Annotated in this window: 29 protein-coding genes and 2 pseudogenes; 17 read left to right on the top strand and 14 right to left on the bottom strand. The window is 61.0% G+C overall.

What is annotated here, in order from left to right:
* Positions 1-228 precede the first annotated feature (228 nt).
* The 4 genes from DJ73_RS05905 to DJ73_RS05890 all read right to left on the bottom strand — a co-directional run bounded on the left by DJ73_RS05905 (position 229) and on the right by DJ73_RS05890 (position 4,486).
* A complete protein-coding gene (locus DJ73_RS05905; protein ID WP_254921601.1) occupies positions 229-741 on the bottom strand; it encodes a hypothetical protein in 513 nt (170 codons plus the stop codon).
* A gap of 538 nt (positions 742-1,279) precedes the next feature.
* The gene (locus DJ73_RS05900) at positions 1,280-2,830 is read right to left on the bottom strand and encodes a hypothetical protein (protein ID WP_254921600.1); all 1,551 of its coding nucleotides are present in this window, start codon (positions 2,828-2,830) and stop codon (positions 1,280-1,282) included.
* A gap of 59 nt (positions 2,831-2,889) precedes the next feature.
* Positions 2,890-3,729, bottom strand: a complete 840-nt coding sequence (locus DJ73_RS05895) for an ABC transporter ATP-binding protein (protein WP_094557515.1) — start codon at positions 3,727-3,729, stop codon at positions 2,890-2,892.
* Positions 3,730-3,766: 37 nt separating this feature from the next.
* The gene (locus DJ73_RS05890; RefSeq protein ID WP_094524322.1) at positions 3,767-4,486 is read right to left on the bottom strand and encodes a hypothetical protein; all 720 of its coding nucleotides are present in this window, start codon (positions 4,484-4,486) and stop codon (positions 3,767-3,769) included.
* A gap of 336 nt (positions 4,487-4,822) precedes the next feature.
* Between DJ73_RS05890 and DJ73_RS05885 the strand changes: the two genes are divergently transcribed.
* Positions 4,823-5,029: a hypothetical protein gene (locus DJ73_RS05885; RefSeq protein ID WP_094524323.1), complete on the top strand. Its 207-nt coding sequence runs from the start codon at positions 4,823-4,825 to the stop codon at positions 5,027-5,029.
* Here the strand turns inward: DJ73_RS05885 and DJ73_RS05880 are convergent.
* Positions 5,012-5,680, bottom strand: a pseudogene (locus DJ73_RS05880) (RNA-guided endonuclease InsQ/TnpB family protein); the annotation flags it as partial. The gene DJ73_RS05885 and the pseudogene DJ73_RS05880 overlap by 18 nt on opposite strands.
* Positions 5,681-5,941: 261 nt before the next feature.
* Between DJ73_RS05880 and DJ73_RS05875 the strand changes: the two are divergent.
* The 3 genes from DJ73_RS05875 (at position 5,942) to DJ73_RS05865 (ending at position 7,301) form a co-directional block, all read left to right on the top strand.
* Entirely contained in the window at positions 5,942-6,265 is a 324-nt protein-coding gene (locus DJ73_RS05875; protein WP_094557514.1) for a hypothetical protein, read from the top strand.
* Positions 6,266-6,478: 213 nt separating this feature from the next.
* Positions 6,479-6,805 (top strand): hypothetical protein, encoded by a 327-nt coding sequence (locus DJ73_RS05870; protein WP_094527075.1) that lies wholly within the window; start codon positions 6,479-6,481, stop codon positions 6,803-6,805.
* A gap of 94 nt (positions 6,806-6,899) precedes the next feature.
* Entirely contained in the window at positions 6,900-7,301 is a 402-nt protein-coding gene (locus DJ73_RS05865) for a DUF4864 domain-containing protein (protein WP_094557513.1), read from the top strand.
* 35 nt (positions 7,302-7,336) lie between these two features.
* On the opposite strand, the gene DJ73_RS05860 is transcribed toward DJ73_RS05865, so the two are convergent.
* The gene (locus DJ73_RS05860; RefSeq protein WP_094557512.1) at positions 7,337-7,657 is read right to left on the bottom strand and encodes a hypothetical protein; all 321 of its coding nucleotides are present in this window, start codon (positions 7,655-7,657) and stop codon (positions 7,337-7,339) included.
* Positions 7,658-7,927: 270 nt separating this feature from the next.
* Between DJ73_RS05860 and DJ73_RS05855 the strand changes: the two genes are divergently transcribed.
* A complete protein-coding gene (locus DJ73_RS05855; RefSeq protein ID WP_094524328.1) occupies positions 7,928-8,455 on the top strand; it encodes a helix-turn-helix transcriptional regulator in 528 nt (175 codons plus the stop codon).
* A 1-nt stretch (position 8,456) separates the two neighbouring features.
* Positions 8,457-8,897 (top strand): hypothetical protein, encoded by a 441-nt coding sequence (locus tag DJ73_RS21330; RefSeq protein ID WP_094557511.1) that lies wholly within the window; start codon positions 8,457-8,459, stop codon positions 8,895-8,897.
* Between the two features lie 44 nt (positions 8,898-8,941).
* Here the strand turns inward: DJ73_RS21330 and DJ73_RS05845 are convergent, their stop codons facing one another.
* Positions 8,942-9,589 (bottom strand): 7-cyano-7-deazaguanine synthase, encoded by a 648-nt coding sequence (locus DJ73_RS05845; protein WP_094557510.1) that lies wholly within the window; start codon positions 9,587-9,589, stop codon positions 8,942-8,944.
* A gap of 163 nt (positions 9,590-9,752) precedes the next feature.
* On the opposite strand from DJ73_RS05845, the gene DJ73_RS05840 reads away from it, so the two are divergent.
* Positions 9,753-10,658, top strand: coding sequence for an SDR family NAD(P)-dependent oxidoreductase (locus DJ73_RS05840; protein WP_094557509.1), 906 nt, complete (start codon positions 9,753-9,755; stop codon positions 10,656-10,658).
* A 91-nt stretch (positions 10,659-10,749) separates the two neighbouring features.
* On the opposite strand, the gene DJ73_RS05835 is transcribed toward DJ73_RS05840, so the two are convergent.
* The 3 genes from DJ73_RS05835 to DJ73_RS05825 form a co-directional block, all read right to left on the bottom strand.
* Complete coding sequence (locus tag DJ73_RS05835; RefSeq protein WP_094557508.1) at positions 10,750-11,148, bottom strand: universal stress protein; 399 nt, start codon at positions 11,146-11,148, stop codon at positions 10,750-10,752.
* 123 nt (positions 11,149-11,271) lie between these two features.
* Positions 11,272-11,706 (bottom strand): universal stress protein, encoded by a 435-nt coding sequence (locus DJ73_RS05830; protein ID WP_094524333.1) that lies wholly within the window; start codon positions 11,704-11,706, stop codon positions 11,272-11,274.
* Between the two features lie 153 nt (positions 11,707-11,859).
* Positions 11,860-12,495: a helix-turn-helix domain-containing protein gene (locus DJ73_RS05825; RefSeq protein ID WP_094557507.1), complete on the bottom strand. Its 636-nt coding sequence runs from the start codon at positions 12,493-12,495 to the stop codon at positions 11,860-11,862.
* Positions 12,496-12,625: 130 nt separating this feature from the next.
* On the opposite strand from DJ73_RS05825, the gene DJ73_RS05820 reads away from it, so the two are divergent.
* The 5 genes and pseudogenes from DJ73_RS05820 to DJ73_RS05805 all read left to right on the top strand — a co-directional run bounded on the left by DJ73_RS05820 (position 12,626) and on the right by DJ73_RS05805 (position 14,919).
* Entirely contained in the window at positions 12,626-13,414 is a 789-nt protein-coding gene (locus tag DJ73_RS05820; RefSeq protein WP_094557518.1) for a hypothetical protein, read from the top strand.
* A pseudogene (locus tag DJ73_RS21325) lies at positions 13,413-13,796 on the top strand (restriction endonuclease); the annotation flags it as partial. The gene DJ73_RS05820 and the pseudogene DJ73_RS21325, both read left to right, overlap by 2 nt.
* Positions 13,797-13,798: 2 nt before the next feature.
* On the top strand, positions 13,799-14,479 hold the full coding sequence (locus DJ73_RS05810; RefSeq protein ID WP_094557506.1) for a hypothetical protein: 681 nt from the start codon (positions 13,799-13,801) through the stop codon (positions 14,477-14,479).
* A 37-nt stretch (positions 14,480-14,516) separates the two neighbouring features.
* Positions 14,517-14,645: a hypothetical protein gene (locus DJ73_RS20870; RefSeq protein ID WP_254921599.1), complete on the top strand. Its 129-nt coding sequence runs from the start codon at positions 14,517-14,519 to the stop codon at positions 14,643-14,645.
* A 97-nt stretch (positions 14,646-14,742) separates the two neighbouring features.
* Positions 14,743-14,919 (top strand): restriction endonuclease, encoded by a 177-nt coding sequence (locus DJ73_RS05805; RefSeq protein ID WP_217900424.1) that lies wholly within the window; start codon positions 14,743-14,745, stop codon positions 14,917-14,919.
* A gap of 39 nt (positions 14,920-14,958) precedes the next feature.
* On the opposite strand, the gene DJ73_RS05800 is transcribed toward DJ73_RS05805, so the two are convergent.
* The 4 genes from DJ73_RS05800 to DJ73_RS05785 form a co-directional block, all read right to left on the bottom strand.
* Complete coding sequence (locus tag DJ73_RS05800; protein ID WP_094557504.1) at positions 14,959-15,402, bottom strand: hypothetical protein; 444 nt, start codon at positions 15,400-15,402, stop codon at positions 14,959-14,961.
* Complete coding sequence (locus DJ73_RS05795; protein ID WP_141212911.1) at positions 15,399-17,135, bottom strand: hypothetical protein; 1,737 nt, start codon at positions 17,133-17,135, stop codon at positions 15,399-15,401. The genes DJ73_RS05800 and DJ73_RS05795 overlap by 4 nt, the downstream gene beginning before the upstream one ends.
* A gap of 512 nt (positions 17,136-17,647) precedes the next feature.
* On the bottom strand, positions 17,648-17,962 hold the full coding sequence (locus DJ73_RS05790) for a repressor phrH2 (protein ID WP_254921598.1): 315 nt from the start codon (positions 17,960-17,962) through the stop codon (positions 17,648-17,650).
* Positions 17,963-17,983: 21 nt separating this feature from the next.
* Positions 17,984-18,316, bottom strand: coding sequence for a phage repressor protein (locus DJ73_RS05785; RefSeq protein WP_094557517.1), 333 nt, complete (start codon positions 18,314-18,316; stop codon positions 17,984-17,986).
* 219 nt (positions 18,317-18,535) lie between these two features.
* Between DJ73_RS05785 and DJ73_RS19665 the strand changes: the two genes are divergently transcribed.
* The 5 genes from DJ73_RS19665 to DJ73_RS05765 all read left to right on the top strand — a co-directional run bounded on the left by DJ73_RS19665 (position 18,536) and on the right by DJ73_RS05765 (position 23,133).
* Positions 18,536-18,730, top strand: a complete 195-nt coding sequence (locus DJ73_RS19665) for a hypothetical protein (protein ID WP_141212910.1) — start codon at positions 18,536-18,538, stop codon at positions 18,728-18,730.
* Complete coding sequence (locus DJ73_RS05780; protein WP_094557501.1) at positions 18,723-19,046, top strand: helix-turn-helix transcriptional regulator; 324 nt, start codon at positions 18,723-18,725, stop codon at positions 19,044-19,046. The genes DJ73_RS19665 and DJ73_RS05780 overlap by 8 nt, the downstream gene beginning before the upstream one ends.
* A gap of 222 nt (positions 19,047-19,268) precedes the next feature.
* Entirely contained in the window at positions 19,269-19,775 is a 507-nt protein-coding gene (locus DJ73_RS05775; RefSeq protein ID WP_094557500.1) for a hypothetical protein, read from the top strand.
* Positions 19,775-20,119 carry a hypothetical protein gene (locus tag DJ73_RS05770; RefSeq protein ID WP_094557499.1) on the top strand — a complete coding sequence of 115 codons (345 nt, stop codon included), beginning with the start codon at positions 19,775-19,777 and terminating at the stop codon, positions 20,117-20,119. The genes DJ73_RS05775 and DJ73_RS05770 overlap by 1 nt, the downstream gene beginning before the upstream one ends.
* Positions 20,120-20,253: 134 nt before the next feature.
* Positions 20,254-23,133, top strand: coding sequence for a plasmid replication protein RepH (locus DJ73_RS05765; RefSeq protein WP_176451082.1), 2,880 nt, complete (start codon positions 20,254-20,256; stop codon positions 23,131-23,133).
* Positions 23,134-23,139: the final 6 nt, after the last annotated feature.

Genomic DNA, 23,139 nt, shown 5'->3' with positions numbered 1-23,139 from the left:
GCCTGCCAGCGTCCCCGTGGCAAAAACAACACTTGGACGCCGTACACGGCCGAGGATAGGGGTAACGGCCAGTTGGCATAGCCAGCAGTCCACCAGTCCGACACTGTGGGACTACCCATGCCCGAAAGGACTGGGAGTCCGGTAATTAGACTGCGAACCTGAAACTCCCACCGCTCGGGATTCCTCCGCGTTTACGCGGAAGAGGATGTCAATCACTCAACAAGACTCTCACGCCTGTGCGAGATCACTCAACGACTCACCGACGGTAAAACCGATTGTGTCGTCGAACTCTTCGCCACCGAACACTATCGCAAGCATCTCCTCGCTCGGGTTATCAATAGTTATTGACGACGAGGTAGCGGATTCGACTTGGATGGCTGGATCATCATCCAGTTCGACCCTCGCGTCATAGGCTCTAGAATCAGTCCATACGTCCTCATACGCAGTCATGCCGTCTTCATCGTCTTTTTCGTCGGCGTCTTCATCGCCCGATGCCGGCGGCAATTCAAATGCTTCCGAGAGAACAGTCTCATCCGCCGAATCGGTAATCGTCACAGTGCCAGTAAGGGTATCGTCAGTTTCGTTGAAAAGGTTGACATCGCCCAACGCGAGGTCGGCAAGACTGTTGACGATCCCTGTACAGCCGGCTGTTCCTGCGATGAGCACTCCACCACTGCAGGCGAGGAACCGTCGTCGGGAAGCGCTGTCTAAATACTGACGGACCGTCCATTGGAGGGCCATGTCACCTCATCGAAGTGCTACCGACATCAAGATACGGAAGACTAAAATCCGATTTGAAACACGACAATTTCCGTCTATCAACCCCCCGTACTAGACTTTTGTAGCCTTCGGAGATGAATTTCGGGAACCACATTACTGCGATAGCACCACCAACGAGCACGAAGTAGCTGAGTGACTTCGCTGAAAAATATTCACGTAGAATAGCGACAAATATTCAATTTAGCTACGCACCTGTGGCCGCCTCGATCCAAAGTAAACGGGCGTCCGCCTCCACCGCACTCGACATCGACGGCGTGGAGCGGACAGACGAGTGACGGCGACGGCAGGCCATACTCAGTTCGAACTGACGCCCGTTTCAGCGGAAAGTGTCGAAGCGATCGGCTTCCGACGGAGCCGACCGTACGAGAGCGTTACCGGTCAGGGTCTTCGTTTCGGCCGTAATGCCCGCCTCTCGCCTCGGGAAGGTCGCCTCTTCTCACGTGTGGTCGGGGCGGACCACCAATCGTCCCCGTAGACATCAACACCAGCGACAGGACCCTCAGCCGAGCCGATAGTTGCTAACGCGGTCTCGCGCAACGTACATCGAGACGAGACCGACGAGACACGCGATGACAGCCGAAACGAGCGTCCCACTGAGACCGATCACGAACTGACTAACGCCGAGGACCGAGCCGAGCGCGCGGCCGACAGTACCGGAGTGTGCGATAAGGGTCGGGAGCGCGACGACAAGTACGGCGACCGAGTAGAGTGCGAACGCGAAGGCGCTGGGGACGATCGCTTTGGTACTTCGAGAGACGCTGACGGCCTCAAAACGCGGAAAACCGACACCGATTCCGGTCCCGATCGTCCCCGACACGGCCGACAAGACGAGCGCTGACACGCCGAGGCTCGCAACGACCGGTACCGAATGCGGACTCAGAAGTCCCGTGGTAACGGTCGCCACGACGGTTATCGGCGCTATCAGGAGGGCACCGGAGAGGGCGTGTCCGATGACCAGTGAGCGTTCGGGGGTCTCCGAAAGCAGTGTGACGGGGAGCGCTGCGCCCTCTTGACCCACCACGTTGAGCGCGAACAACGACCCGGCAACCCACGTTCCACTGAGCACGATCCACAGCGGCAGCCCGGTTCCGATCTCCCCTGTTTGGACGGCCGTGACAGTCGGACCAGCGAGGACGATCAGGGGATACAACGCGAACGAAAGCGAGATCGGCGACCGGCGTGCACGTTTCCAATCGACTGCAACGACACCGAAGACCGGCCGTGAGAGAACTTTTGAGAGGCCGTTGAGCCGTGAAGATCCCCCCTCCGACCGCTCGATCTCGTGCGTGATGTGAACGCCATCAGCGTACCAAAGCCACTCTGCAAGTCGGGATAGGGACGCAGCCGCGACGACGACGAACGCTCCTGTGAACCCCACCGCGCCGACCGCCCTGAGCGGTGACGCCCCGATACCGAGCCCCACTGCCGCGAGGTCGCCGAACCAATCGATCGGCGTCGGCGCGAGCGCTCGATAGACCGGTTCCAAGACAGACGCGAACGCGTTCGTGAATATCAGCGCGAAGTACCCGATACCGAACAGAAGCAGGAACAGCGTTCGAAGGCGGCTGAGGAGCCGCGATCGAACGCCGGCGTTTCGCACCCCCAGTGCGATGATGAAGCCTGCCGGGATCCCGGTCACGAGTAAGAGACACAATGTGAGCAACAGGGCGGGGATCGTGAGCAGCGAGCCGGCACCGACGGCGAACGCGACTGTGGCGGCGCTTCCGATTGTGAGGAGGAACGCTGACCAGAGCGTTAGTTCGGCAAGGACGAGGCCACCGATCACGTCCCGGTGTGAGACCGTCGTCAACAAGCCGCCAACGTTGTCTGGGCGAAGCGCGACGGCGTACGCGCGATATCCACCGAATCCGACCACGAAGATCCATCCGTAGACGAACGCCATCCGCGCCCATTCGAGGAGCGGCTCGGTCTCGCTTCCGGCGACGAATCCCCCGGCGAGGTACGCCCCGAACACACCGCCGATTGAGAACGGAAGCAGCATGACGCCCGCGAACGCGAGCGCCAACAGCTGCGTCGTGTTCCTCCTCATCCTCCGCCAGCGGCGTCGGAGTTCGGTCCAGGCGATGAGCCGGGGCCGTTTTGCACGCCTCATCGGTCCTCAATTCGTCTGTCGTCCTCGACTCGTCCGTCTTGTCGGGCCGTCGCGTCTCCGGCGTTCCCGGGAGCCGATTCGGAAGCTGCCGGGCCGCGTTCGGCGGTGACCGAGAGGAACACGTCCTCAAGCGTCGTTCCCTCTTCGGCTTCCATCCGCGCCGTCAGTTCCGCGGGTGCGCCCTCGGTAACGAGGTCGCCCTCGTAGAGGACGCCGACGACATCCGCGAGCTCTTCGACGACCGAGAGGATATGCGTCGAGAGGAACACCGTGTGGCCGTCGTCGGTCAGGTCCGCGATGACGTCGATGACGGTTCGAGCCGCCCGCGGGTCGAGTCCGCTGGTCGGTTCGTCGAGGAATACGACGTCGGGCTCGTGTAACAGCGCCTGAATCAGCCCGATCTTCTGGCGCATGCCCTTCGAGTAATCGTCGATTCGCTTGTCGGCGTCGTCCGTGAGACCGAATCGATCCAACCAGTCTGCGATCCGAGTCTCCATCTCGGTAGCGGGGATGTCACGAAGCCGACCATAGTACTCGAGCTGTTCACGACCGGTGAGTTCGTCGAAGACCGGCGGCTCTTCGGGAAGGTAGCCGATCGATGCCCGAATTTCATCACGGTCAGAGACGGGATTTCCGTTGATCCACGCCTCACCGTCAGTCGGTCGCGTCAGCGACGTCAGCATCCGCATCGTCGTCGTTTTTCCGGCCCCGTTCGGTCCGAGGAAGCCGTACACCGTGCCGGGGTCGACGGCGAGGTCGAGCCCGTCGACAGCGATCTCAGTCCCGAACTGTTTTGTCAATTCACGCGTCTCGATGGCGCCTGTCTCCTGTGTCATTGTGACGGATGGATAGTCAGGTTCGTACCGCAGTCGGTCATAGGGCGATACCTCCGACTCCGACAGCGACGAACGCCAGCGCGACCACCGTCGGAAACACCGCCCGCCAGAGCCGTGAGAACGCGAACCGTCTCGGGGAGCGATCGGTGATGACAAGATCGCCTGTGAGGACGGCCTCGTTCTGTTGCCGTTCCGTGTGTCCCGCGATAAGATACTCCTCGTCGGGAACGGTCCGACGTTCGACGTAGCGCCGCGTCCCGAGTCCGGGAATAATCCGTGCCCATCTCGCAACGGGTTCGAGATCGTCTCGCACGTCGACGAACCGTTGGATTCGCTCGGGTGGCGTTTCACTGGCACCGACGGTGATGACTGTTGATTCCGTATCGAGAGAGAACCGTTTGGCGGACGGGACGACGTCGAGAGACCCGGACGGACCGTCGAGAGTGAACGGACGCGTCGTCATACCGTCATCGAGATGGGTTTGAAACCACGGGATCCCGATCCCGAACGGTTGCCGTTCGGTGACCTCGAACTCGAACCCGAGGCTCCGCGATCCCGTGAACGGAGTCGTAAGGGTCTCGCTCGATTCGTTCGCAACGCCGCGGCACACGACGAAGGAGCCGGTGCTGGCCACCTCGCTCGGGTCTCGAACGGTGGCACGGAGGACACTCGGTACGACCGCAAGCGGCCGGATCCCGTACCAGCCGATCGCGAGACCGAGAGCGATGAAGCCGCTCCCGACGACCGTGTACAGCATCAACGGCAGGGACGCGGCTTGTCGATCGCATGAGCGGCGCGGTCGGTCGTCGTTGCGCCTGACCGGGACGGGTTTCCGTCCGTCCCGACGAGAGCTCGGTCGAACCTGCTGAATGTCGTCGTCACGAACAGTGTCGGTTGCTCACGGAGAGGCCACGAGACCTCTCGGAGGGCTTCGAGGAGGGCCACACTCTACGTGTCAGCGAGACCTACGCATAAAATGACGGGATCGTCCGATTCGAAACCCCGGTGAGACACAGCTGTCGAACCGTCCGTGAGAGACGCCCCGTAAGCCACCACCAGAAGGGCTGACCATGGAGTTTGAGTATCCCGACCTATGGCCCTCCGCTCAGTCGAAAACGTTGCGGAAGCGTTCGGCGTCACACGGGAGTTTCTGACTCCTATTGATGTTCGCCGCTGGCGGACGCTCGCGCTCGTCGCGCTCTTCGTCGGGGGCGGCGTCAGCTCCCCGACGGCACAGCTCAACATGTCGACCCGACAGGAGACGTCTGTGAACTACCCTCCCCTACTCGCTCACGGCTGACGCCGTTCGCTCCTTGAGGGAAGGGCCTCCTGTTTCCACGACGCGCTTTGCAGATAGGAACGTATCCACAGGGAGCGCAGTCCCCACAGGCGTTGACGAATCGCAGAGCGATTCGTTCGCCAACCAGAAATCCTCGATTTCTGGTGACGTTGATTCGGAGTGTCCCACTCCTACATCTTGTAGACCGCGAGAAAGGATGCTCCACGCCGCGCTCGCGTCCCCGTCCGCCTCAAACCCACAAGACGGACAGGAGTGTTCACGGACCCAAAACGGCTTGTCGGTCGAAACGCCGCACGACGCGCACTCCTTGGTCGTCCCTCTCGGGTTGACCGCGACGAAGTGCGTTTCTTCACGCTCGCACTTGTATTCGAGCAACGAGAGGAACGTTCGCCACGCGGCAGACGCAGTGTTGCGGCTGTTCGACGGACCTTCCATCATCCCCTCCACGTTCAGGTCTTCGACCGCTACAAGCTCGAATTCCTGAGCGTAGTACGCCGAGAGCCTGTGCAAGAAGTCGCGGCGCTTCCGTCGCAGGTCGGCGTGACACTCCGCGACTCGACGCCGTTGCTTCTCGTCGTTGTTCGACCCGTGCTGTTTGCGCGAGAGCGTCCGTTGCTCGCGCTCCAAGCGGTCGCGTTCGTCTGAGGGGTCAGACGTATCCGCGCCCGGTTGTGGGCTTCGAGGCGCGCCGCGAGCAGTTCTGGTTCCGGTACGAGGACCGGCGGCCTGAGGCGGCACGGGAGCTTCGACGCGAAGCGATTGCGAAACGCGCCTCGCTCTCCGGCGGCGACGCCGCCGCCCGAGCCATCGCGGACAAACACGGGCGGCCGAGGCCGACGTGCCGGACGGAACGCAGCTCTCGCTCGGCGAACTCGCCGACACCGGTATGTGCGCGACGACCCAACAACTGGTATGTCCACCACGAGCGTCGAGACGGCGGCCAATCCGCAGGCGCTGGTCGACAGGCTCCCAGCAGCCCCGGGCGACTGGGAACGGAAGGAAGAACCCGGCGGCATCGTTGAGTACCGGCTTTCGGACGAGGAAAGCCCCTGTACCGCGGCGAAAGTCGCTGTCCGTCCCGACATCCTGAGCGACGCGGCCGTCCGGCTCGTCCGCAAACGCGGATGTGGCGACGCGGGGAGCGACACCTTCGACTCGATCGCCGCCGCCACAGACGCAGTCAGCCGAGAACTCCGCCACGTCCTCGCGGCTGTCGGCGACGACCAGCCGCGATAGATTCGGCTGCGGGCTCGGTCGCGGCATCAATACCGGCACTAGCGGCTCCGGTGCGCGGCACCGGCGCGGGCCGATCGCCATACCGACATCGGTATCCGACGGGGTGACATACTGTGTGCCGTGTCGACACGACACACCGACGCCGCTTCGGCCGCGCTCGTCGCACTCGCCGTTTGGATTACCGGGCGGCGAGACGGACGTTCGCCGCGAGCGTTGCTTCGCCCGGTCCCGTTTCTCGGCGGTGCGGCCGTCGCGGTGTTCGTCGAAGTCACGTTCGCGCGGTGGCCGGAACGCACGACTCGCCTCTGGCGGCATCCGGCGATCCGCTTCGGCTCGCCGCTCGCGCTCCTTGCCGCGACCCTGTCGGTTGGCCGTCGAAGCGGCGCGCCACACGCGGCGACGCTCGGAGGCCTCGCCGGGTACTTCGCGCTGCTCATCGGAATCACCACAGACGTCGTTCCCGAGCCGAAACAGTGGTTTCGACGCTCCGCCCCGGACGAACGGAGGGCCCGCGACGACGTCGCTCACGGTCCCGAATAATCGGCTCTCGTATCGTCTGGCCGAGGACAAGCGACGCCTGGAGCCGTCTCAACGGACGATTAATGCCGCTCGCGCCCCTACATCTGACACTCAGATGTCCGACCGGTACCCGATAGCCGGGCTCCCGACGCCAGACCCGACGTACGATGCCGACCGCGTGGTCGCGATCCAACTCGAGGCGCTAGCGACCAACGACGACCCGTTCACGAACGCCGGCATCGGCGTCGCGTACAACTTCGCATCGCCGGCGAACAGACGGGCGACGGGCCCGTTTGACCGCTTCCGGCAGATGGTGCACAACCCGCGATACGCCCCGATGATCGACCACGTCGAAGCGACGACGGGACCGGTCGAGCGCGACGGCGATGATGCCGCACAACGCGTCACGCTGACCGGCCCCGACGGCCGCACGGTCACGTACGTCTTCGAGCTGTCGCGACGCCGACGCGGCGAACTCGACGAGCACTGGCTGACCGACAGCGTGGTCCGCGAGTAGCGCGGCCGGCCGAGCGGTCGCCGCTCGGGTCCCGGTTAGTGATCCCGCCACCGAAGCGACTGCCGATTCAGCGCCTCCACGGCGGGCTTGCCTTCTTCGAGCATTCGGTCGGCGATCGCGATGGCCGCGCGCAGTTCGTCGGCCGACAGCTGCTCGTACGCGGGGGTGCCGTCGACGTGTTCGTACCAGACCCCCTCGAACAGGCCGTCCAACACGACGCGGGCGAAACAGTGGTCGCGGTGGATCGGCCAGTCGCCCGCTTCGGCCGCCTGTTTCGGGAGCGCACCGGTGACCCGCTGGAGATACGTCTCGCGCAAGCGCGTGAGGTCGTCGCCGCCGAGCGTTCGTTGCCCCATTCGACACCGGTGATACGAGCCCGGTCAATAAGACGGCTTTCCCCGCGGCGCTATTCAGCACGGTATCAACAAACTCCCCGACATGTGTCAGTAACAATCCGACCGATACAGAGGTCGAGTTCAGCAAGCCACGCCCGGAAGCGAGACACATTGCTACTCACAAACCTTGCCGGGCGTCAATTCCGAGCGACAAAAAACTCGACCGACACAAGACTCACAGATATTTGAGTGATACAAACATATATTGATACTCGTTCCGTAGAGACGCTCATGAGCGAATTCGATCCGGCTCCTGACTCAGCGACAGAGACGCCACGGTGGCAAGACGGAACCGATACCTTCGGCCGCGTCTACGATGTGGCCCTCGGTCTCACGTCACCGACGACGTACACGAGGGTTGCAGAACTCGCAGACTGCTCCCCGAACGCAGCGAAAAAGCACCTCGATCGCCTCGCGGAGATGGGGATTGTCCGCGCTGATCGTAGCAGCCGTCCGGCCACGTACGAGCGAAATAATGGGTATCTCGAATGGCAAGAGGCGAGTCGGATCGCCACCGATCTCTCTGTCGATGCGATTATCGACCGCGTCGAAGCGCTTGAACAGCGACGGACGGAGTACGAAGCCGAATTCGGCACCACCGACCCAGCCACCGTTGCGGTGTTCGATGCCGAAGATCACGAGACGATCCACGACCGCATGACTGCAGTAAGCGACTGGCAGGGGGTCATCCGAGACATTCGCTTATACGAACTTGCCCGCCAACTCTCACAGAACGACGGGCACCTCATCCCCGCATAAGATGAGTCCGCCCCCAGAGGATTCAGCGGCTGACTCGACAGGCCCGCCCGATCGACAAACGTTACGCCTGCTTGAAAAACAGTTGACGACGGACCAACTCGTTGCTGCCACCCAGTTCGACCCAAATACGCACGAACCGCGACTGCTCACCGCAACCCTTGACACTGACCGATATCCCGATACGATCGCTGACGCCAGAGTCGATATTCGATGGTTCACAACCGGAGATTTTTCCATCCACTACGTCGAGACCCGGAGAGAGAACACCCACTGGGAGTGTCGCTGGGATCGGCATCCAAACACACACAACACCCGACTCCATTTTCACGAACCACCAACCGGTACTGAAGTCTCAAATTACGATCTCGCTTCACTCCACCCACTCGATGTCTATTCAACGGTGTTCGAAGCGATCGAGCGGCGTATCGAAACGCTCTGGTGAGTGGTCTTTCTGCCCGAACTGAACCGCAGCCAACTAGCAACGAACTACGAGAACTCCGGCCGCTCAGCATACGCGACCGGATCGCGAGACCCGGCGTTCCGGAACGCCTCAAGCCGGAAGGCGCAGGCATCGCAGGTCCCACACGCAGGCTCCTCGTCCCGGTAACACGACCACGTCATCTCGTACGGCACACCGAGTCCCGAGCCACGCTCCGCTATCTCCGTCTCTGGCTTCGTCCCGACATCGATCACGTTCTGAAAGGCGTCGAAAAAAGCCGGACGACAGTCGGGATACCCGGAGAAACCCTCCGAACGCGCGCCGATAAACAGCATCTCCGAACCGGTCGCTTCTGCGTACGATGTCGCCATCGACGATAGATTCGCGTCTCTGAATGGGACGTACGACGTCGGAATTTCGTCACTCTCCATATCGGCGTCAGCCACATCCATCTCTTCGTCCGTCAGACTCGATGTCCCGATCTGTGAGAGATGCCCCGTTACGATATGAAGGAAGTCACCCGCGTCAGCCTCTTCAGCAAGCGCTTTCGCACACTCGTACGCCTTGTCTTCAATGCGCTTCCCGTACGACGTATGGAGGAAGTACGGCTCGTATCCCTGCTCGATCGCCTCGTAGACTGCTGTCGCACTATTCATCACGCCGGTTACCGGAACCACTGCGCTTTCGTTGCTTATGTCTGCTCAGTTGCGTCGAACTGATCGCCGCTCTGTTCACCACACTGCGCTTTCCACAATGCCATCATCTAACCCTGACACCTTCCCGGCCCGGATCGGCCGACGACCCGCTCCGTCCGCACCGGACTGCCGTTGTTTTCATCGTCGAGCCCCTATCGGGTGTATGAGTGATCTCCCGGAGAGCCGCGCTGGTGTGTCGGACATCGACTGTACCGGACTGCAGGCGGTCGTCACCGGGTCGACGAGCGGGATCGGTCGCGCGGCGGCACTGGCGCTCGGCCGGCTCGGCGCCGATGTCATCGTTCACGGCCGCGACGCGGAGGCGGGCAGGGCGGTGGTCGACGAGCTTACTCGAAGCGGGGTCGACGCCGGCTTCCTCCGAGCCGACTTCGCGAGCGTCGACGCGGTCAGGGAACTCGCGGCCGACGTCCGCGAGGAGACCGACGGGATCGACCTCCTCGTCAACAACGCCGGTGGACTCTTCAGGAACGGGGCGACCACCGACGCCGGGGTCGAGTACACGTTCCACGTCAACCACCTCTCGCCGTACCTGCTGACGGCCGAACTGCTCGACCACCTCCGCGAGGGCGCTCGCGTCGTCACGACCGCCTCCGGCGCACACGAGGGGGCGTCGCTGGACCTGGAGCGGGTCCGGGGTGATGACCGGTTCACCGGCTTCCGAGCGTACAGCCACTCGAAGCTGGCGAACGTCCTCTTCGCGTCGGAACTCGCCAGACGCCTCGACGCCGCGGACCGTGACGTGACGTCGAACAGCATCCATCCCGGCGCGATCCCGGGCAGCGGCTTCAGCCGGTTCCTGCCCGGGCCGCTCCCGGGGCTCTTCCAACGGCTCGAGTCGCTTCCCGGGGTCACGTCCGTCGCCGACGGCGCCGCGGAGATCCTGTTCGTCGCCGTCTCGCCGCGGACGGCGGACGTCTCTGGACGGTACTTCGCGGATCAACGGCCGCGGTCGCCGTCGAACGCCGCCCGGGATCCCGACGCCGCACGGCGGCTCTGGACGGAGAGTGCGGCGTTACTCGACACGGAACCGCCGTTGGCCGAGGGGTGACCGTCCGCCTCGGCAGGGGAGTCCGGCTTCGCTCGTGATTTCGTCCGTTCAGCGATCGGCCGAAACCGATCCCGAGGGCACGGATCGGACCTCACCCGACGATCACGACGGCGCGGTCCGTCGACCTGAGGACGTCACTGGTGACGCTTCCCATCACGACTTCCGCAACGCCCGACCGTTTCCGACCGGCTACCACGATCTCGTCGGCGTCGAACGACTCGGCGGCCTCGAGGATCGTCTGTGCGACCAACCCCTCGAGTTTCTCGCCCTCACAGCGGAAGCCGGCGTCGGCGATCTCCTCGACGGCGGTGGTCGCCGACGGGATGTCCTCGAACTCCCTCGGCGGTGCGCCCTCGTAATCGGCCTCGTCGACGTGGATCACCTTGACCTCGACTTCGTCGCGGTCCATCGGCAGTGATCGCACGTAATCCGTCTGTTCTACCGTACGCTCCTTGTTCGCGTCGATGGGGACGAGTATTCGATACGTCACAGTCGGAAGTCGTTACTGAACCTACATAATTATTCATCGTATTTTGGCGGATCGGGAATCCGCCGGAGCCGGTGGCGCCCGTCACCCGGCCCGTCCGGTTCGGGATCCGCGGGACCACCGGCGCTACGGTACGAAAACCACCGGACAGTGTTCCTGTTCGAGGATCTGTTGTGGCGTGCTGTCCGAGAACACGGAGTCGATGAACGAGTCCTCGGTGTAGCCGATGACGACCGTATCGATGTCCGACCGCTCGACGATCGACAGGATCCGTTGGCGGACCTCGGCCATCGAGCCGACGTCCGTCACCGACTCGATCGACACCTCGACCGACACGTCCAACTCCTCGGCCAGTCGTCTGATGTCCGCTGCGCCGATGTTCTCCTCGAGATCGATCGAGTCCGCCGAGAGGTGGATCGCCGTCACCTCCAACTGGTCGTGAGTTCCGAACGTTTCGAGGGCGTAGTTGACGGCACGTTCGCTTGTCGGCGAGAAGCCGAAGGCCGACTGTGGCACCCGACTGTCCACCGGAACGATGTCGAACGGGAGGAGGACGTGCATACGTGAACTGTATCGTCGGGGAGCATATTTTTATTGATATTTATACATATAATAATCCTCTAAAAACAACGTGGGCGGTGTTCAGATAAAGATGAAGAGTGAGGCGGTGTGTTTTCGATCAGTCCAAAGAATTATGCCGAACCCACCCGCTCGTCATTCGACGTTTACGTCGGTCAGGTACCACGCAATAAGCCGCGCCTGCGCTCGGCGGACGATTCCGCTCGCGGTCGACTTGTCCACGCCGACCACGTCGGCGAGATCCGCCAGCGTGCACCCTCGCGGGACCTCGAAGTAACCCTCTCTGAGGCCGGCGGCGAGGAGCTCCTCTTGTCGGCGTGTGAGGAGTCGGTCCGACCGCTTCTTGTTCACCTTCGAGAGGAGCTCGTACTCGGTACCGCTCGCTTCCAGCGTCTTTCGGAGCTGGTCGAACTCCCCGCGAGTGCCGGTCAAGTCGAACTCGTAGAACCCGTTCCGCACTTCAATCGGAAACTCGGGCGGGAACCCTCCGGCTTCGACGAAGGCGTAGAAGTCGACATCGGTCGTCTCGTACGTCGTGAGGAGCCGATCGTCGGTACGTTCCAACACCTCGTACGCGTCGATCGCATCGTGCTCGCGAAACGCCGCCGCGACCGACTCCGGAGTCCGAGTCAGCACCTCACCGAGTTCCTTCGCGGTGGCGCCGCTGCGGACGCCGGAGAGGAGGCGAAAGGTCGCGTCGGGAAACGCCTCCGACAGGTCGGCGATGTACAGGTCCGGCGGGAGGCGAATGCGGAACCGAGCGTCGATCATGCTGGTCACCGCCGCTTCGGGCAGATACCAACATGTTGGGGTCACGCACACATGAATCGCCCGGCAACACTACGGTATGAACTCCGAGTCGGCCGCTGCGGCCACGAGCGGACGGACGAAGTTGCGGGCAATGGCGCGAACGATCGCCACGTCGATCCGAGAGCTGCGACGCCGCGATCCGGTTTTGTCCGCCGTGGCCGCGATCAACGCTGTCCTATTTGGTGCCTTCGCCGTCGGCATCGTCTTCGACCCAACGGTCGTCAACGGGGAACCGGCGTGGCTCAAGCCGACGAAGTTCGCCGGCTCGATCGCACTCGTGTGCGCGACGCTCGGCTGGCTCGGTGTCCACCTCCCGGTCGACCCGGACTTTCGCCGCCGCGTCTCCCGGGTCGTCGGGGTCGGTCTCCTCATTGAAATCGCCCTCATCGGCGGACAGGCCGCGCGGGGCGTTGGGTCCCACTTCAATCAGGCGACGGTCCTCGACGGGGTTGTCGGGGGAGTCATGGGCGTCACAATCGTCGTCGTCACCGTCGCGGTCGCAGCGCTGGCGGTCCGGGCGCGCAACAACGAGTTCGATGTCCACCCGGCGTTCGCCGCGGGCATCCTCCTCGGCATCGGGTGGTTCGTCGTCGGGGCGTTCGAAGGAGCGGCGATGATCGCGATCCAGTCACGGGTCGTCGAGGCGACGGAGCCGACGGTCCCGATCGTCGGCTGGCAGCTCGTCGGAGACCTCCGCCTCGCCCACTTCGTTGGCCTCCACGCTCTCCAGCTGTTGCCGCTGACTGGCTACCTCGCGGCTGTCGGACACCGCCGGGGCCTCGTCGACCATCCGCGACGCGCGGTATTCCTCGTCGCTACCGGATACGGCGCGGTCCTTCTCGGAACCGCCGCCCTCGGCGTCGCCCCGGCCCTCGTCTGACGAGCGATCCCGCGAAACGGACCAGTGGGGTTACACGGAGACGGAGTACCTACCGGCGTTCCGGATCACGGACCTCACGGAGCGGGAGGCGGACCTGATCGAGCACTTCGTTCCGGTCGCCGTCGACGAGGCGGGCGGGTTCGCGAACTTCCGGGAAACGGCGACGAAGACGAATTCGCTCGTCGATCGGCTGAAGGCGATCGAGTTGCCGGACGTCGACGACGTGGCCGCCGACTTGGAGAACTACCTGGAGACGAAGGAGCGCGCCGAGGAGCTCGACGCCAAGATCGAGCAGACGGACCGGCTCATCGACGAGATCGTCTACGAGCTGTACGGGCTGACCGAAGAGGAGATCGAGATCGTCGAGGAGGCAGTTAACTGACCATGGCGAGCCGCGATCCGGCTGAGTTACGCGACGAACTCGAAGATGTGGACTTCGACGGCGACCCAAGGCAGCTCTCCGAGTTGCGCTCGGAGGCTCGCGAAACTGTCGATGCACAGCGTGAGACGCTCAACGACATCGATACGAAGGCGAGTAAGATACTCCGGCTTAACGTCGCACTGATCGGCATTCTCATCTCTGTGCTGTCGATCGCGATACAGGTCGGTCCCGACTCCGAGACGGGACTTGGGAACGTCGAACCGTTCGTAAACGTCTATACGGAGATCGGACTCGGTGCGTTGGTCCTTTCAACGGCCTTCGCGGCGATGACGTACACCGCGTCGGAACTCGATGTCGGTGTGAGTTCCGAGAATCTCACGGGACTGCTTAAGGCCGGCTTCACACAGGAAGAGACCGAAGAGTTGCTCGTGCAGAACTACATCATGCGAATCAATTTCAACCGAAGTACGAACCTCCGGAACATCCCGCTGATCCAGTTGACGATCGTTCTGATCGTCTCGGCGATTGTCTCGTTCGTGCTGGGACTCTATCACGGTGTCTCGGGATCCGTTCCGATCTGGCTCTGGCTGTCATCGATCGTACTGCTCGGCGGAGTCGTCTGGGTGTCCGGACTGGTCACGCAAATCCGTCGAGCGATCGACGATCTTCTAGAGTGGCGTTGACCCAACGGTTATACACCTGACTGTATAAACTGGAAGTATGAGCACAGAAAGTGAGGAACAATCTGACCGTGAGGAGGCGCGTGAGAGTCTCCTCAGTGGCGGCGAGCGGGTCTCGAAAGGTCGCCAGCGAGACAACGACGACGCTGAGGACACCGACGACAACTGAACGGCCTGGCTGTAGGCGTATGCCGTGAATTCAATTTTTAATATTTGAGACGGCGACGAAGACGAACTCGCTCGTCGATCGGCTGAAGGCGATCGAGTTGCCCGACGTCGACGACGTGGCCGACGACCTGGAGAACTACCTGCGGACGAAGGAGCGTGCGGAGGAGCTCGACGCGAAGATCGAGCAGACGGACCAGCTTATCGATGAGATTGTCTACGAACTGTACGGGCTGACTGAGGAGGAGATCGTCGAGGAGGCAGTTAACACCGAGTAGGGAATTTTCGGCGGTGACTTTAGTTGAAACTGTATTCGTCTATACTTGTGATTCCTCAGTCTCTTCTTTCGCCTCCTGTATAATCTCGTCTTCAACAATTTCTGATCCGGGTCGATCTTTATCGGATTCTGCAATCCCTAAGATCGTCTGAATTCGAGGGGAAAATCCTGGATCTAGTTTACTCAAACCACGTTTGAGTCCATCTGCAACCTCTTTCCCGCCATTTGTCATCCGGACAATATGCATTCTGTCGTCCTCGTCAAGTTCGGCGAGATCTAGATCATCGAGCGACTGCATTATCTCCGTAAAGCCTGGATCAGTCGGACCCCACCGATCTCTCGTGAAACCCCAATCCTCCTTTTCGAGCGCGTTTACTCGATACTTGTAGAGAACTTTATGGTATTTTAGTTCTCCATCCATTTCCCCATCAAATTCATCAAGCATTAGCAAGTGGGGATGGTTCTTGCCCTCCTTGTCTTTCATTGTGCGTACCTCCCGAGGGATGCCTGGATCTGTTGGCGAGTCAACTGCCCTATCTTAGGGAACTCAGTCAGCAAACTCTCGTCAGAGGATGTACAAATAAACTGTTCGTCACACGAGTCAATGAACTCAAGTAGATTTTCTTTACCCTCAGCGTCGAGGTTCGAGAATGGTTCGTCGCATACAATTGTCGCCCACTTTGTCGTATTCGACTCCCGAACGAAGCGATTGTACGCGACCGCAAATGAGATGTTCATGAATGTGATCTCTGCGTCACTCAGATCTCCTGCTCGGTCGTATTTTCTGGGCCCTCCGGATCCAGGAATCTCGATACCTCCGTCTTGCATCATCTGAATCTCCAGTCCGATTTCGCCAGCCATTTTCTCGAAGATTTCCTGCCACTCTTCTGAGAATTCTTCAATCTCTGCGTTGATGCTCTCTTCCCGCATTACTTCCACCTCGTCTTTAGCCTCCTCCAGTCGTTCCTCAGAAGACTCTAGTTCATCTTCTAACTCCTCGATCTCGCCTTCTCTATCAGAAATTACTTCTTCGATTTCGTCAATGCTTGACTGGTAGCGTTCCAGTTCCTCTTCGGTTTCCTCAACGATAGCAGAGAAGTCGTAGTCATTATTTCGAATAATTCTTTCAATTCGCCCGTCGACATCACTCAGTGCCGGTTGTTCTTCACGAATCTCTTCGATCTGTTCATTGACCCTTTCTAACTCTGAATTGATCTCCTCCAGTTCCTCTTCGATCACTTCTAGCTCTTCTTCTGACCGGCTGATCTTATCGTCGATGTCTGCCTTGATTTCGTCACTTCGGTCCTCGACAGCACAGAACGGGCAGCGGGAGCGACTCAAGCGATCTTTAGCTAAATCTGTATCGACGTGTCCACTACACGCTGGGCAGACGAAGTCGTTTACAGCTTCAGCGATTATTCCGTTCCGCTCTGACTCCCGATACCGCTTCCACTGTCCCTTTTCTTTTCTCTTACTCCTTCGCTTGCGTTGTAAGGAATCCTGCTTCTGAGATGCTTCCGAGAGATCTTCTTGAAGCTCTTCGTTCGTCTCGATTGTTTCGATGATCTCTTCGAGTTCTCCGGACTCAGCAAGAGATTGAACTCGTTCGTACTTTTCCAGTTGGTTTTTGTCGCTACGGAGATTATTTTTTCGCTCGCTTTTATCCTCCTCTTTCCGACGTAGTGTCTGCTTGATTTCCGCGATTCTCTCTTCTAGCTGATCAATCTCTTCATCAGTCTCCTCTATCTCTTCCTGAGTGCCCTGATCGACTGCCGACCTAATGTGATCCAGCCGGGCGTCCTCCGACAGCCGCGAAATCGGCATCTGTTCGATGTGTGAGTGTACGAAGTGGTTTTTGATGACTTGTGTACTAGAGACCTCAGCAGATGGGTCTTCAGCTAGCCAGTCTGCAAGTGCTTCTTGTGCCTCCTCCTCACTTTTCTCGATATCATCCCTTCTGAACTGAGCACCTAGCTTACCACGTCGGAATTCTGTCCCGTCAGTGAATTTCAGAGAGACGTTGTTGTTCCGGCCAGTGGACAGTTCAATAGTTTCTCTCGAACCAAGGAGATTGTACAGGATCGCGTTGAAGGTGAGTGTCTTTCCAGTTCGATTACCGCCCTGTATTAGTAGATTCTCACCTTCGATGTTTGTGTGTTCAAACCCTCCGTACTCTTCTTTTGCAAATTCCCGAGAATGAATTTCCGTGATATTCATCTAATCTAACATTACAGATGCCATTTGAATAGTCCTTTTGATTTTCATAAAAGAGGGAACACATAGAATGAGGGTAGATAGTACGGAGAGGGCCAAGAGCCCTAGAGTTATTGACAGACTAGATATCAGAAGTGAGTGAGTTCCGAATACCACGGAAGCAAGCAAACCAGAATAAAACAGACACGTATATCGGAATACCTGACCATCAAACTTGTCAAAATCTTCTCTATTTTCTTTATAGATCTCGATAAAATCCTTTTGGCCATTCTTTTTCTCTATTTCTCTTTTCACATGGAGAATGATAGGAAATGAGAGAAAGGAGATCGCGGGCTTGCTAAGTAATTCCAGAATTAGCATGAATAAGAACCCAGCAACCGCTGCTCCAAACACTAGCTCACTTCTAGCTATGTCAGGGAGCCAATAGCTCGCAGTGCCATATGTAAGAATTGTTGTGATAACCCCTCCGGGCCCAGTCTGAGTAATTATTCGAATTAGAGACATATTTCAGAATTCTAAAACCCCGCCCACCAACCCGGCCTCGTAGCGTGAGGCGGCCGCGGACCGGGCTCGGGAACGTCGAGTCCGGGATCGACTTCCTCGCTCAAATAAAGTTGCCCCCACGTCGTGATCGACCAGTAGGTCTTGAAGCGTCCCTCGACGATCTCCCGTTCGTACCGATTGACGAGCTCGGCATCGAGTAACACCTTACAGCGCTCGGTGACGCGACCGGGGCTCACGGTACCGGCGAGGTCAAAGCCGATCTCCCAAGCGTCGGCGTCGCCTCCCCTAGCGAGCTGTTCGAGGATCCGCTCGTCGAGCTGGGTCATCCACGGGACGAATGACCGCATTCAGTCTGCGCCTCCGTTGGAATCCCCCGTAACGTCACCGCTGTCGGTTGCGGTGACATCGTCGGCCTCGTCGTCGAGGTAGCGCCACTCTTGCGTGTCGAGGCGGCCGTCGAGATAGGCTTCTCCATCCTCAGTGATGACGTATATCCCGTTACCGAAATGTTTGGTTAGACCTTCTTCAGTTAGCCGTTTACAGCGTTTATCGATGTATTGCCGTGAGTAGTTGATCGGGCCTTCCCGCTTCATCTCAGCCGGAGAACCAGACTCGTGTTCAGATAGATACTCAAGAACCCTATCATCGACAAGGGTCATCCAGTCTCCAGAATGTCTCATGAAGGACATCCAGTTGCCCTTCGCTGTATTACGACCGAATAGCAACTCATATTGATAATAGCATTATAAGAACTATCCAGCAACTATAAAAGCTTTCAGCATAGAATAATGCTCACGGAGCCCGAGTGAGAGAATCTCGGCAGTGTGAGAAAATGTAGGATCCCGGCCGCGGTGCTGGCACACCCGACCGGGTCGGGTTCTGTGTTGGCCCACAGAACCATGCAAACGAAGGCAACTGCGGGGCTTAAGCCCTGCGCGACGAACGGCGAACCGAGCGGACGAACTAACGGCTGCGGTCTTTGCGAAGCGCCGGCTGGCGGCTACGACGCGGCGTTCGGCGGCGCGCTCTGCAGAGAGTGCGCGGACGCGTTCGGCGACCTCCGCAACGACGTGCGGGAGGTGCGCGATGAGTAGCGTCGACACCGGTGAGAGCGGGACCGCCACAGGCGACGCCCTCGCCGATCTCACCGCCTTCCAGCGCGACCTCCTGTGTGCGCTCTCCCACGACGACGACCGTAAGGGGACCTCGCTGAAGGCGGAACTCGCCGGCTACTACGGCGATGAACTCAACCACAGCCGCCTCTACCAGAACCTCGACGAGCTCGTCGAGTGCGACCTCGTCGCCAAGCGGGCGCGCGACAAGCGCACCAACGAGTACCGCCTCACCGAGTCGGCCCGACGCGCCCTGGAAGCGCGCCGCGCATGGCAGGCGAGAGGTGAGACGGCGTGAGCCGCACGCGACCGTCGTCTATCCGATTCGACGCCCGCGAGACCCTCACGGGTGACCTCGACGACGTGACCGTCCGACAAGCGGTGGAGGGCCACGCGTGATGAAGAAACTCTGGCGATGCCGCCAGTGCGACCGGCTCGTCAACCGGTTCGTCAACGGCTGGGTCTGCCCGCGCTGTGGCTGGTGCTGCGGCCACTCACTCGCCCGCGTGAATCGGGGACCATGAGTCGGGACAGCGAGCAGCACGCCACCGCGCCCGCAGCGAGGACCCCCGCGGGCGACATCATCACGGATCTCGATCAGCTCTCGCTCGCAGCCACGTCGAGGACGTGCCAACACTGCGGTCGGTCGTTCATCGAAGGCGATGACGTCGTCGCGTACGTCCACAAGCCGGCCGAACAGCGGATCTACGAGGTCGGCCACTGTGTGTGCGCACACGCCGAACATCGCCAGCAAGAGGTGTTCACCCTCGGTGTCCACGAACTGATGGTCACCGGGCGTATCGGTGTCGCCTCTGACGCGGCGACCCAATCGACGTGGCCGATTCTCATCGACCCGGTCCCCGTGGGCGTGAGCGCGCCGGCGACGACGACGATCCGCTGGCTGCCGCCCGAGACACCACTCGCCGAGCAGGTCGTGCCGACGGCGACCCAGCGGCAACAGCGCCGGACAGCCCGGACACAGGTGACCGTCGGTGGCCATCAACCAACGGTGGAGGGTGACGACTGATGTCGCCGCCACACTTCGTCGACGACCGTCGGAACACGACGACCGGCCGCCATCGTCCACACCCACCCACGCCGAAGCAAGCAGTAGACGTGGACACCGTGCGCGCGACGATCGCGCACCTTCGTCGTGCCCTCACCGCGAGCGACGCTCACAATCCGGGCGCTGTCAACGCGGCCCTGTTGCAGGCCACGATGGCGATCGAGGAGACTTGCCACCCCAAGATTGCGGCCGCACTCCGGACTGCCCGCGGTGTCGATCCAGACTCGCGAACGCTACGGCAGTACATCCGGCAGCTACTCCGGCGGCTCATCGCGGTGGTCAACTGTTGGGAGCCATCCGAGTGATGCCAGCCAACGATCACTCCCGAGTGCCGCGTCCACAATCCACCGGACAGGGCCGCGAGCGTGGCGTCCGTCTCGTGCGTCCACCCGCTAGCGATGAGGCGGCTGGTATCCGCTGTGCCGCGGTCTCGCCGCGGATGACCGAGTGGGTGCCAGATGTCCTCGAACAGCTTCGCGAGGGAAGCATCGAGACGGTGCGCGCACAGACAAAGCACACCGACGCGTGGCGTGCGAGCTCATCGATACTCGATGCGACGCTCCCGGCGTGGAACTCCCTCAACGACAAGTGGGACGACGCGACCGCGGAGGCGGTCGCATACACGCAGGCGATCACCGAGCTCGCCGTAACCGACACGAATTCGACCGCCGAGTCGACGTATCACGAGCGGCGTCACGAATCGTTAATCGAAACGGTCGAAGCAATCGGGACGGGACGCGGCGCCGTCAACGCCGGACTCGGGGCGCTCGCGAAGGGGCCGGTCGCGCTCCATCGCGAGTTCGATCCCACCCCACGAGCGATTACGTTGGTCCTCGATGGGCCAGCATGGACCGAACTGACTGACCGTCGGACCGGAGTCCGTGCACTCGCGGCGATCGCCGTCCTCGCAGACGGATTCGACGTCCGGGTTGTCGCCTCGCCGGCACTCCAGCACGAACTCACCCACCGGTACCCGCGGTGGACCGAAGTCCATCTCGGTCTTACTGACAGCCGGGACCGGTCCCCCCAACAGGGACACCGCAGTTCCGATGAACCAGCTGCACCCACCGACATCACACAATTGGCGTGGATCGCTCTCGATGGACTCGCGTCCGCACCCGGGAAACGGCAGTTACTCGCCGCGTTACCCACCGAGAGTGGTCTGACGTACGCCGAGCTCGAAGCCGATCCCGAACTCGCGATCGAGCGCGGGACGATCGGTCGGTACGTCATCGACTTGGAGTCGCGAGGGTTAGTTGCGATCGACCGGCGTCGAGAGCACAACACGGTTCGGCTCACCGACCTCGGGGAGACGGCCGTCAGTAAGTGTCTCACGCCGGATTGTGAGCTCCACCACCCGGACCAGACCCAGTTGGCACACAGTCTTACCGCGACCACTCACGATTCACCAAGTACAGTGTCGCCCCCGCGAGGGGCATTGGGGACCGAACCGACCACGGTCGAATCGTGGCTTGCGGCGACCGGCGACGGCGACGAGGGCTACGTCCAGCGGATCGACACCCACGACGCGGCGTCGATCCACCAAAGGTTCACCATCCCGGCGGAGACTGGAGCGGTTACGCTCGTTGATGACCCGGTTGAACCGTTTGACGACGGTCGAGTGAGCTACTTCAGTCACCTCGACGGCGAGTGTCTCGCCATCGTCCAGTGGGGCGGTCCACTCGCCACACTAGGACGTCTCGCGGGTGTCTTACTCAGCGACACGGCCCTGTCGGAGGTCCTCACACCAACGCGACTCGGTGAGACGTTCGCGAACATCCACGGTGGGTCCGGCGGACACACCGGTTCACCCGGCCGGACTCTGCGTCGCGGCCAGCAAGTCGGCTGGTTCAGCGAACACGAGGAGGTGTACGAGAACTGGCGTAACCGGATCGAGAGCGTCCGCGAGACGCATCTCACTCGCCTCAGTGCGCTCACCGATAGCTCCGACAGTGCGGCCCGTGGTGAGTTATTCGAGGACCTCCACGGACTCATCGCGACGGCGACCCAGCTGTATCACGCTGCTGGCGTCGATCTGACCCTAACGGTCCGGCTGCCGGACACCGAGACGCTCGCCCAAAGCGAAACGAAGCGAGACGATCTTTGTGACTTCATTCGGTATACGGTGCCGAAACAGTCGGTGTACGGCGTTCACTCAGGCTATCGGATGTTGTTCGAAGAGCGTCCGGCGAAGCTCAAGCGACGGTTGCCGTACGACATCGAGACAGGCGCTTCGATGGAGCTAACAGCGTCGTGGGTGCTCGCCGGACCGACGGCGACAACGCTCCAGACAGCCATTTCCGAGGCGCTTGCCGCGGAACTCGACACCCTTCGCGAGGCGATCGCCACCGGCAACGAACGGGCACCGACGCTAACCGTGCCCGTTCGCGACGGGACGACATACACGTCGCTCCGCCGGATCGTCGACGAACTCGCCGTGGAGTACGACACCGGGTGGACGCCGCGTGTTCGACGCGAGCTCACGCGGTTCTGCCTCCGATCGTTCGGCCGCGAGGTGCCACACCGAGCGAGTCCGTACGACGCGGTCACCTGTTTGGTGCGAGCACTCGATGACCCACGCCAACAGGAGTGGGAGCCAGCAGTGATCAGGGCGGCGACAACGCTGCCGAGCAGTCGCTTCCGCCCTGACCTCGCACCGACGGCGACGAAGCTGTACGCGACGCTACTCAACGCGTCTGAGCCACGTGGTCGGCAGGAACTCATCGAGCGCGCCGACATCTCGGCCAGTAGCTACGACCGCCGTATTGGGACTGTCAGCGATCTCCCTCGTGTTCGGCCGACAACGGTGGGCGGACACCGGAAGTGGTACGCCGTCACACAGACGGAGGCGGCTAGTGCGGGCCAGAGGCCGGAGCGCTCACGCCACCCTCTACGGGCTCGCCCGACCACCGCGCGTGTCGCTTCAACTGCTGGAGACAGCCGCGGCGATCCAAACAGGGCGGTGAGGGGAGATGTTCAACTGACAAGACAGTTCAGAAGCGGTCCTACTCGATCAGCCGAGATCCGGACGGCGACGGCAGGGCAGCCAACGCTGCATCGGTTCCGAGCCTCAGGCAGGCCACAAAAGAGGCCGCCGGCTACCTTGTGGAGGTATCGATTCCAGGTAGATTCTCCAGCAACGGAACAGGCGGGAGTGGACTCGCGACACAGCAAGCAGTCTACCAGATGCATCGCTCGCACACCGATTGCCGCGAAGACAACTCACGACACACAATGGCCCGATCGACTACGGACGAATTCGACTGGGAGAATAGAGATTATCACCAAGACGCCCTTGTGGACGGATTCCCCCGTCTGAATATTG

This window comes from Halorubrum sp. Ea1 (genome assembly GCF_002252965.1).
Taxonomy (GTDB): Archaea; Halobacteriota; Halobacteria; order Halobacteriales; family Haloferacaceae; genus Halorubrum.
The sequence above is the reverse complement of the archived record's forward strand: the minus strand, read 5'-3'. Positions and strand labels throughout refer to the sequence as shown.

Bases quoted from the DNA above. Each gene is read 5' to 3' on its own strand.
- DJ73_RS05785 (WP_094557517.1), bottom strand. From the start codon at position 18,316: ATGAGACATTCTGGAGACTGGATGACCCTTGTCGATGATAGGGTTCTT.
- DJ73_RS05895 (WP_094557515.1), bottom strand. From the start codon at position 3,729: ATGACACAGGAGACAGGCGCCATCGAGACGCGTGAATTGACAAAACAG.
- DJ73_RS05765 (WP_176451082.1), top strand. From the start codon at position 20,254: ATGACCGAGTGGGTGCCAGATGTCCTCGAACAGCTTCGCGAGGGAAGC.
- DJ73_RS05840 (WP_094557509.1), top strand. From the start codon at position 9,753: ATGAGTGATCTCCCGGAGAGCCGCGCTGGTGTGTCGGACATCGACTGT.
- DJ73_RS21330 (WP_094557511.1), top strand. From the start codon at position 8,457: ATGAGTCCGCCCCCAGAGGATTCAGCGGCTGACTCGACAGGCCCGCCC.
- DJ73_RS05890 (WP_094524322.1), bottom strand. From the start codon at position 4,486: ATGCTGTACACGGTCGTCGGGAGCGGCTTCATCGCTCTCGGTCTCGCG.
- DJ73_RS20870 (WP_254921599.1), top strand. From the start codon at position 14,517: ATGAGCACAGAAAGTGAGGAACAATCTGACCGTGAGGAGGCGCGTGAG.
- DJ73_RS05780 (WP_094557501.1), top strand. From the start codon at position 18,723: ATGAGTAGCGTCGACACCGGTGAGAGCGGGACCGCCACAGGCGACGCC.
- DJ73_RS05795 (WP_141212911.1), bottom strand. From the start codon at position 17,135: ATGAATATCACGGAAATTCATTCTCGGGAATTTGCAAAAGAAGAGTAC.
- DJ73_RS05770 (WP_094557499.1), top strand. From the start codon at position 19,775: ATGTCGCCGCCACACTTCGTCGACGACCGTCGGAACACGACGACCGGC.
- DJ73_RS05830 (WP_094524333.1), bottom strand. From the start codon at position 11,706: ATGCACGTCCTCCTCCCGTTCGACATCGTTCCGGTGGACAGTCGGGTG.
- DJ73_RS05790 (WP_254921598.1), bottom strand. From the start codon at position 17,962: ATGACCCAGCTCGACGAGCGGATCCTCGAACAGCTCGCTAGGGGAGGC.
- DJ73_RS05775 (WP_094557500.1), top strand. From the start codon at position 19,269: ATGAGTCGGGACAGCGAGCAGCACGCCACCGCGCCCGCAGCGAGGACC.
- DJ73_RS05855 (WP_094524328.1), top strand. From the start codon at position 7,928: ATGAGCGAATTCGATCCGGCTCCTGACTCAGCGACAGAGACGCCACGG.
- DJ73_RS05900 (WP_254921600.1), bottom strand. From the start codon at position 2,830: ATGAGGAGGAACACGACGCAGCTGTTGGCGCTCGCGTTCGCGGGCGTC.
- DJ73_RS19665 (WP_141212910.1), top strand. From the start codon at position 18,536: ATGCAAACGAAGGCAACTGCGGGGCTTAAGCCCTGCGCGACGAACGGC.
- DJ73_RS05800 (WP_094557504.1), bottom strand. From the start codon at position 15,402: ATGAAAGACAAGGAGGGCAAGAACCATCCCCACTTGCTAATGCTTGAT.
- DJ73_RS05820 (WP_094557518.1), top strand. From the start codon at position 12,626: ATGGCGCGAACGATCGCCACGTCGATCCGAGAGCTGCGACGCCGCGAT.
- DJ73_RS05865 (WP_094557513.1), top strand. From the start codon at position 6,900: ATGTCCGACCGGTACCCGATAGCCGGGCTCCCGACGCCAGACCCGACG.
- DJ73_RS05860 (WP_094557512.1), bottom strand. From the start codon at position 7,657: ATGGGGCAACGAACGCTCGGCGGCGACGACCTCACGCGCTTGCGCGAG.
- DJ73_RS05905 (WP_254921601.1), bottom strand. From the start codon at position 741: ATGGCCCTCCAATGGACGGTCCGTCAGTATTTAGACAGCGCTTCCCGA.
- DJ73_RS05885 (WP_094524323.1), top strand. From the start codon at position 4,823: ATGGCCCTCCGCTCAGTCGAAAACGTTGCGGAAGCGTTCGGCGTCACA.
- DJ73_RS05875 (WP_094557514.1), top strand. From the start codon at position 5,942: ATGTCCACCACGAGCGTCGAGACGGCGGCCAATCCGCAGGCGCTGGTC.
- DJ73_RS05825 (WP_094557507.1), bottom strand. From the start codon at position 12,495: ATGATCGACGCTCGGTTCCGCATTCGCCTCCCGCCGGACCTGTACATC.
- DJ73_RS05810 (WP_094557506.1), top strand. From the start codon at position 13,799: ATGGCGAGCCGCGATCCGGCTGAGTTACGCGACGAACTCGAAGATGTG.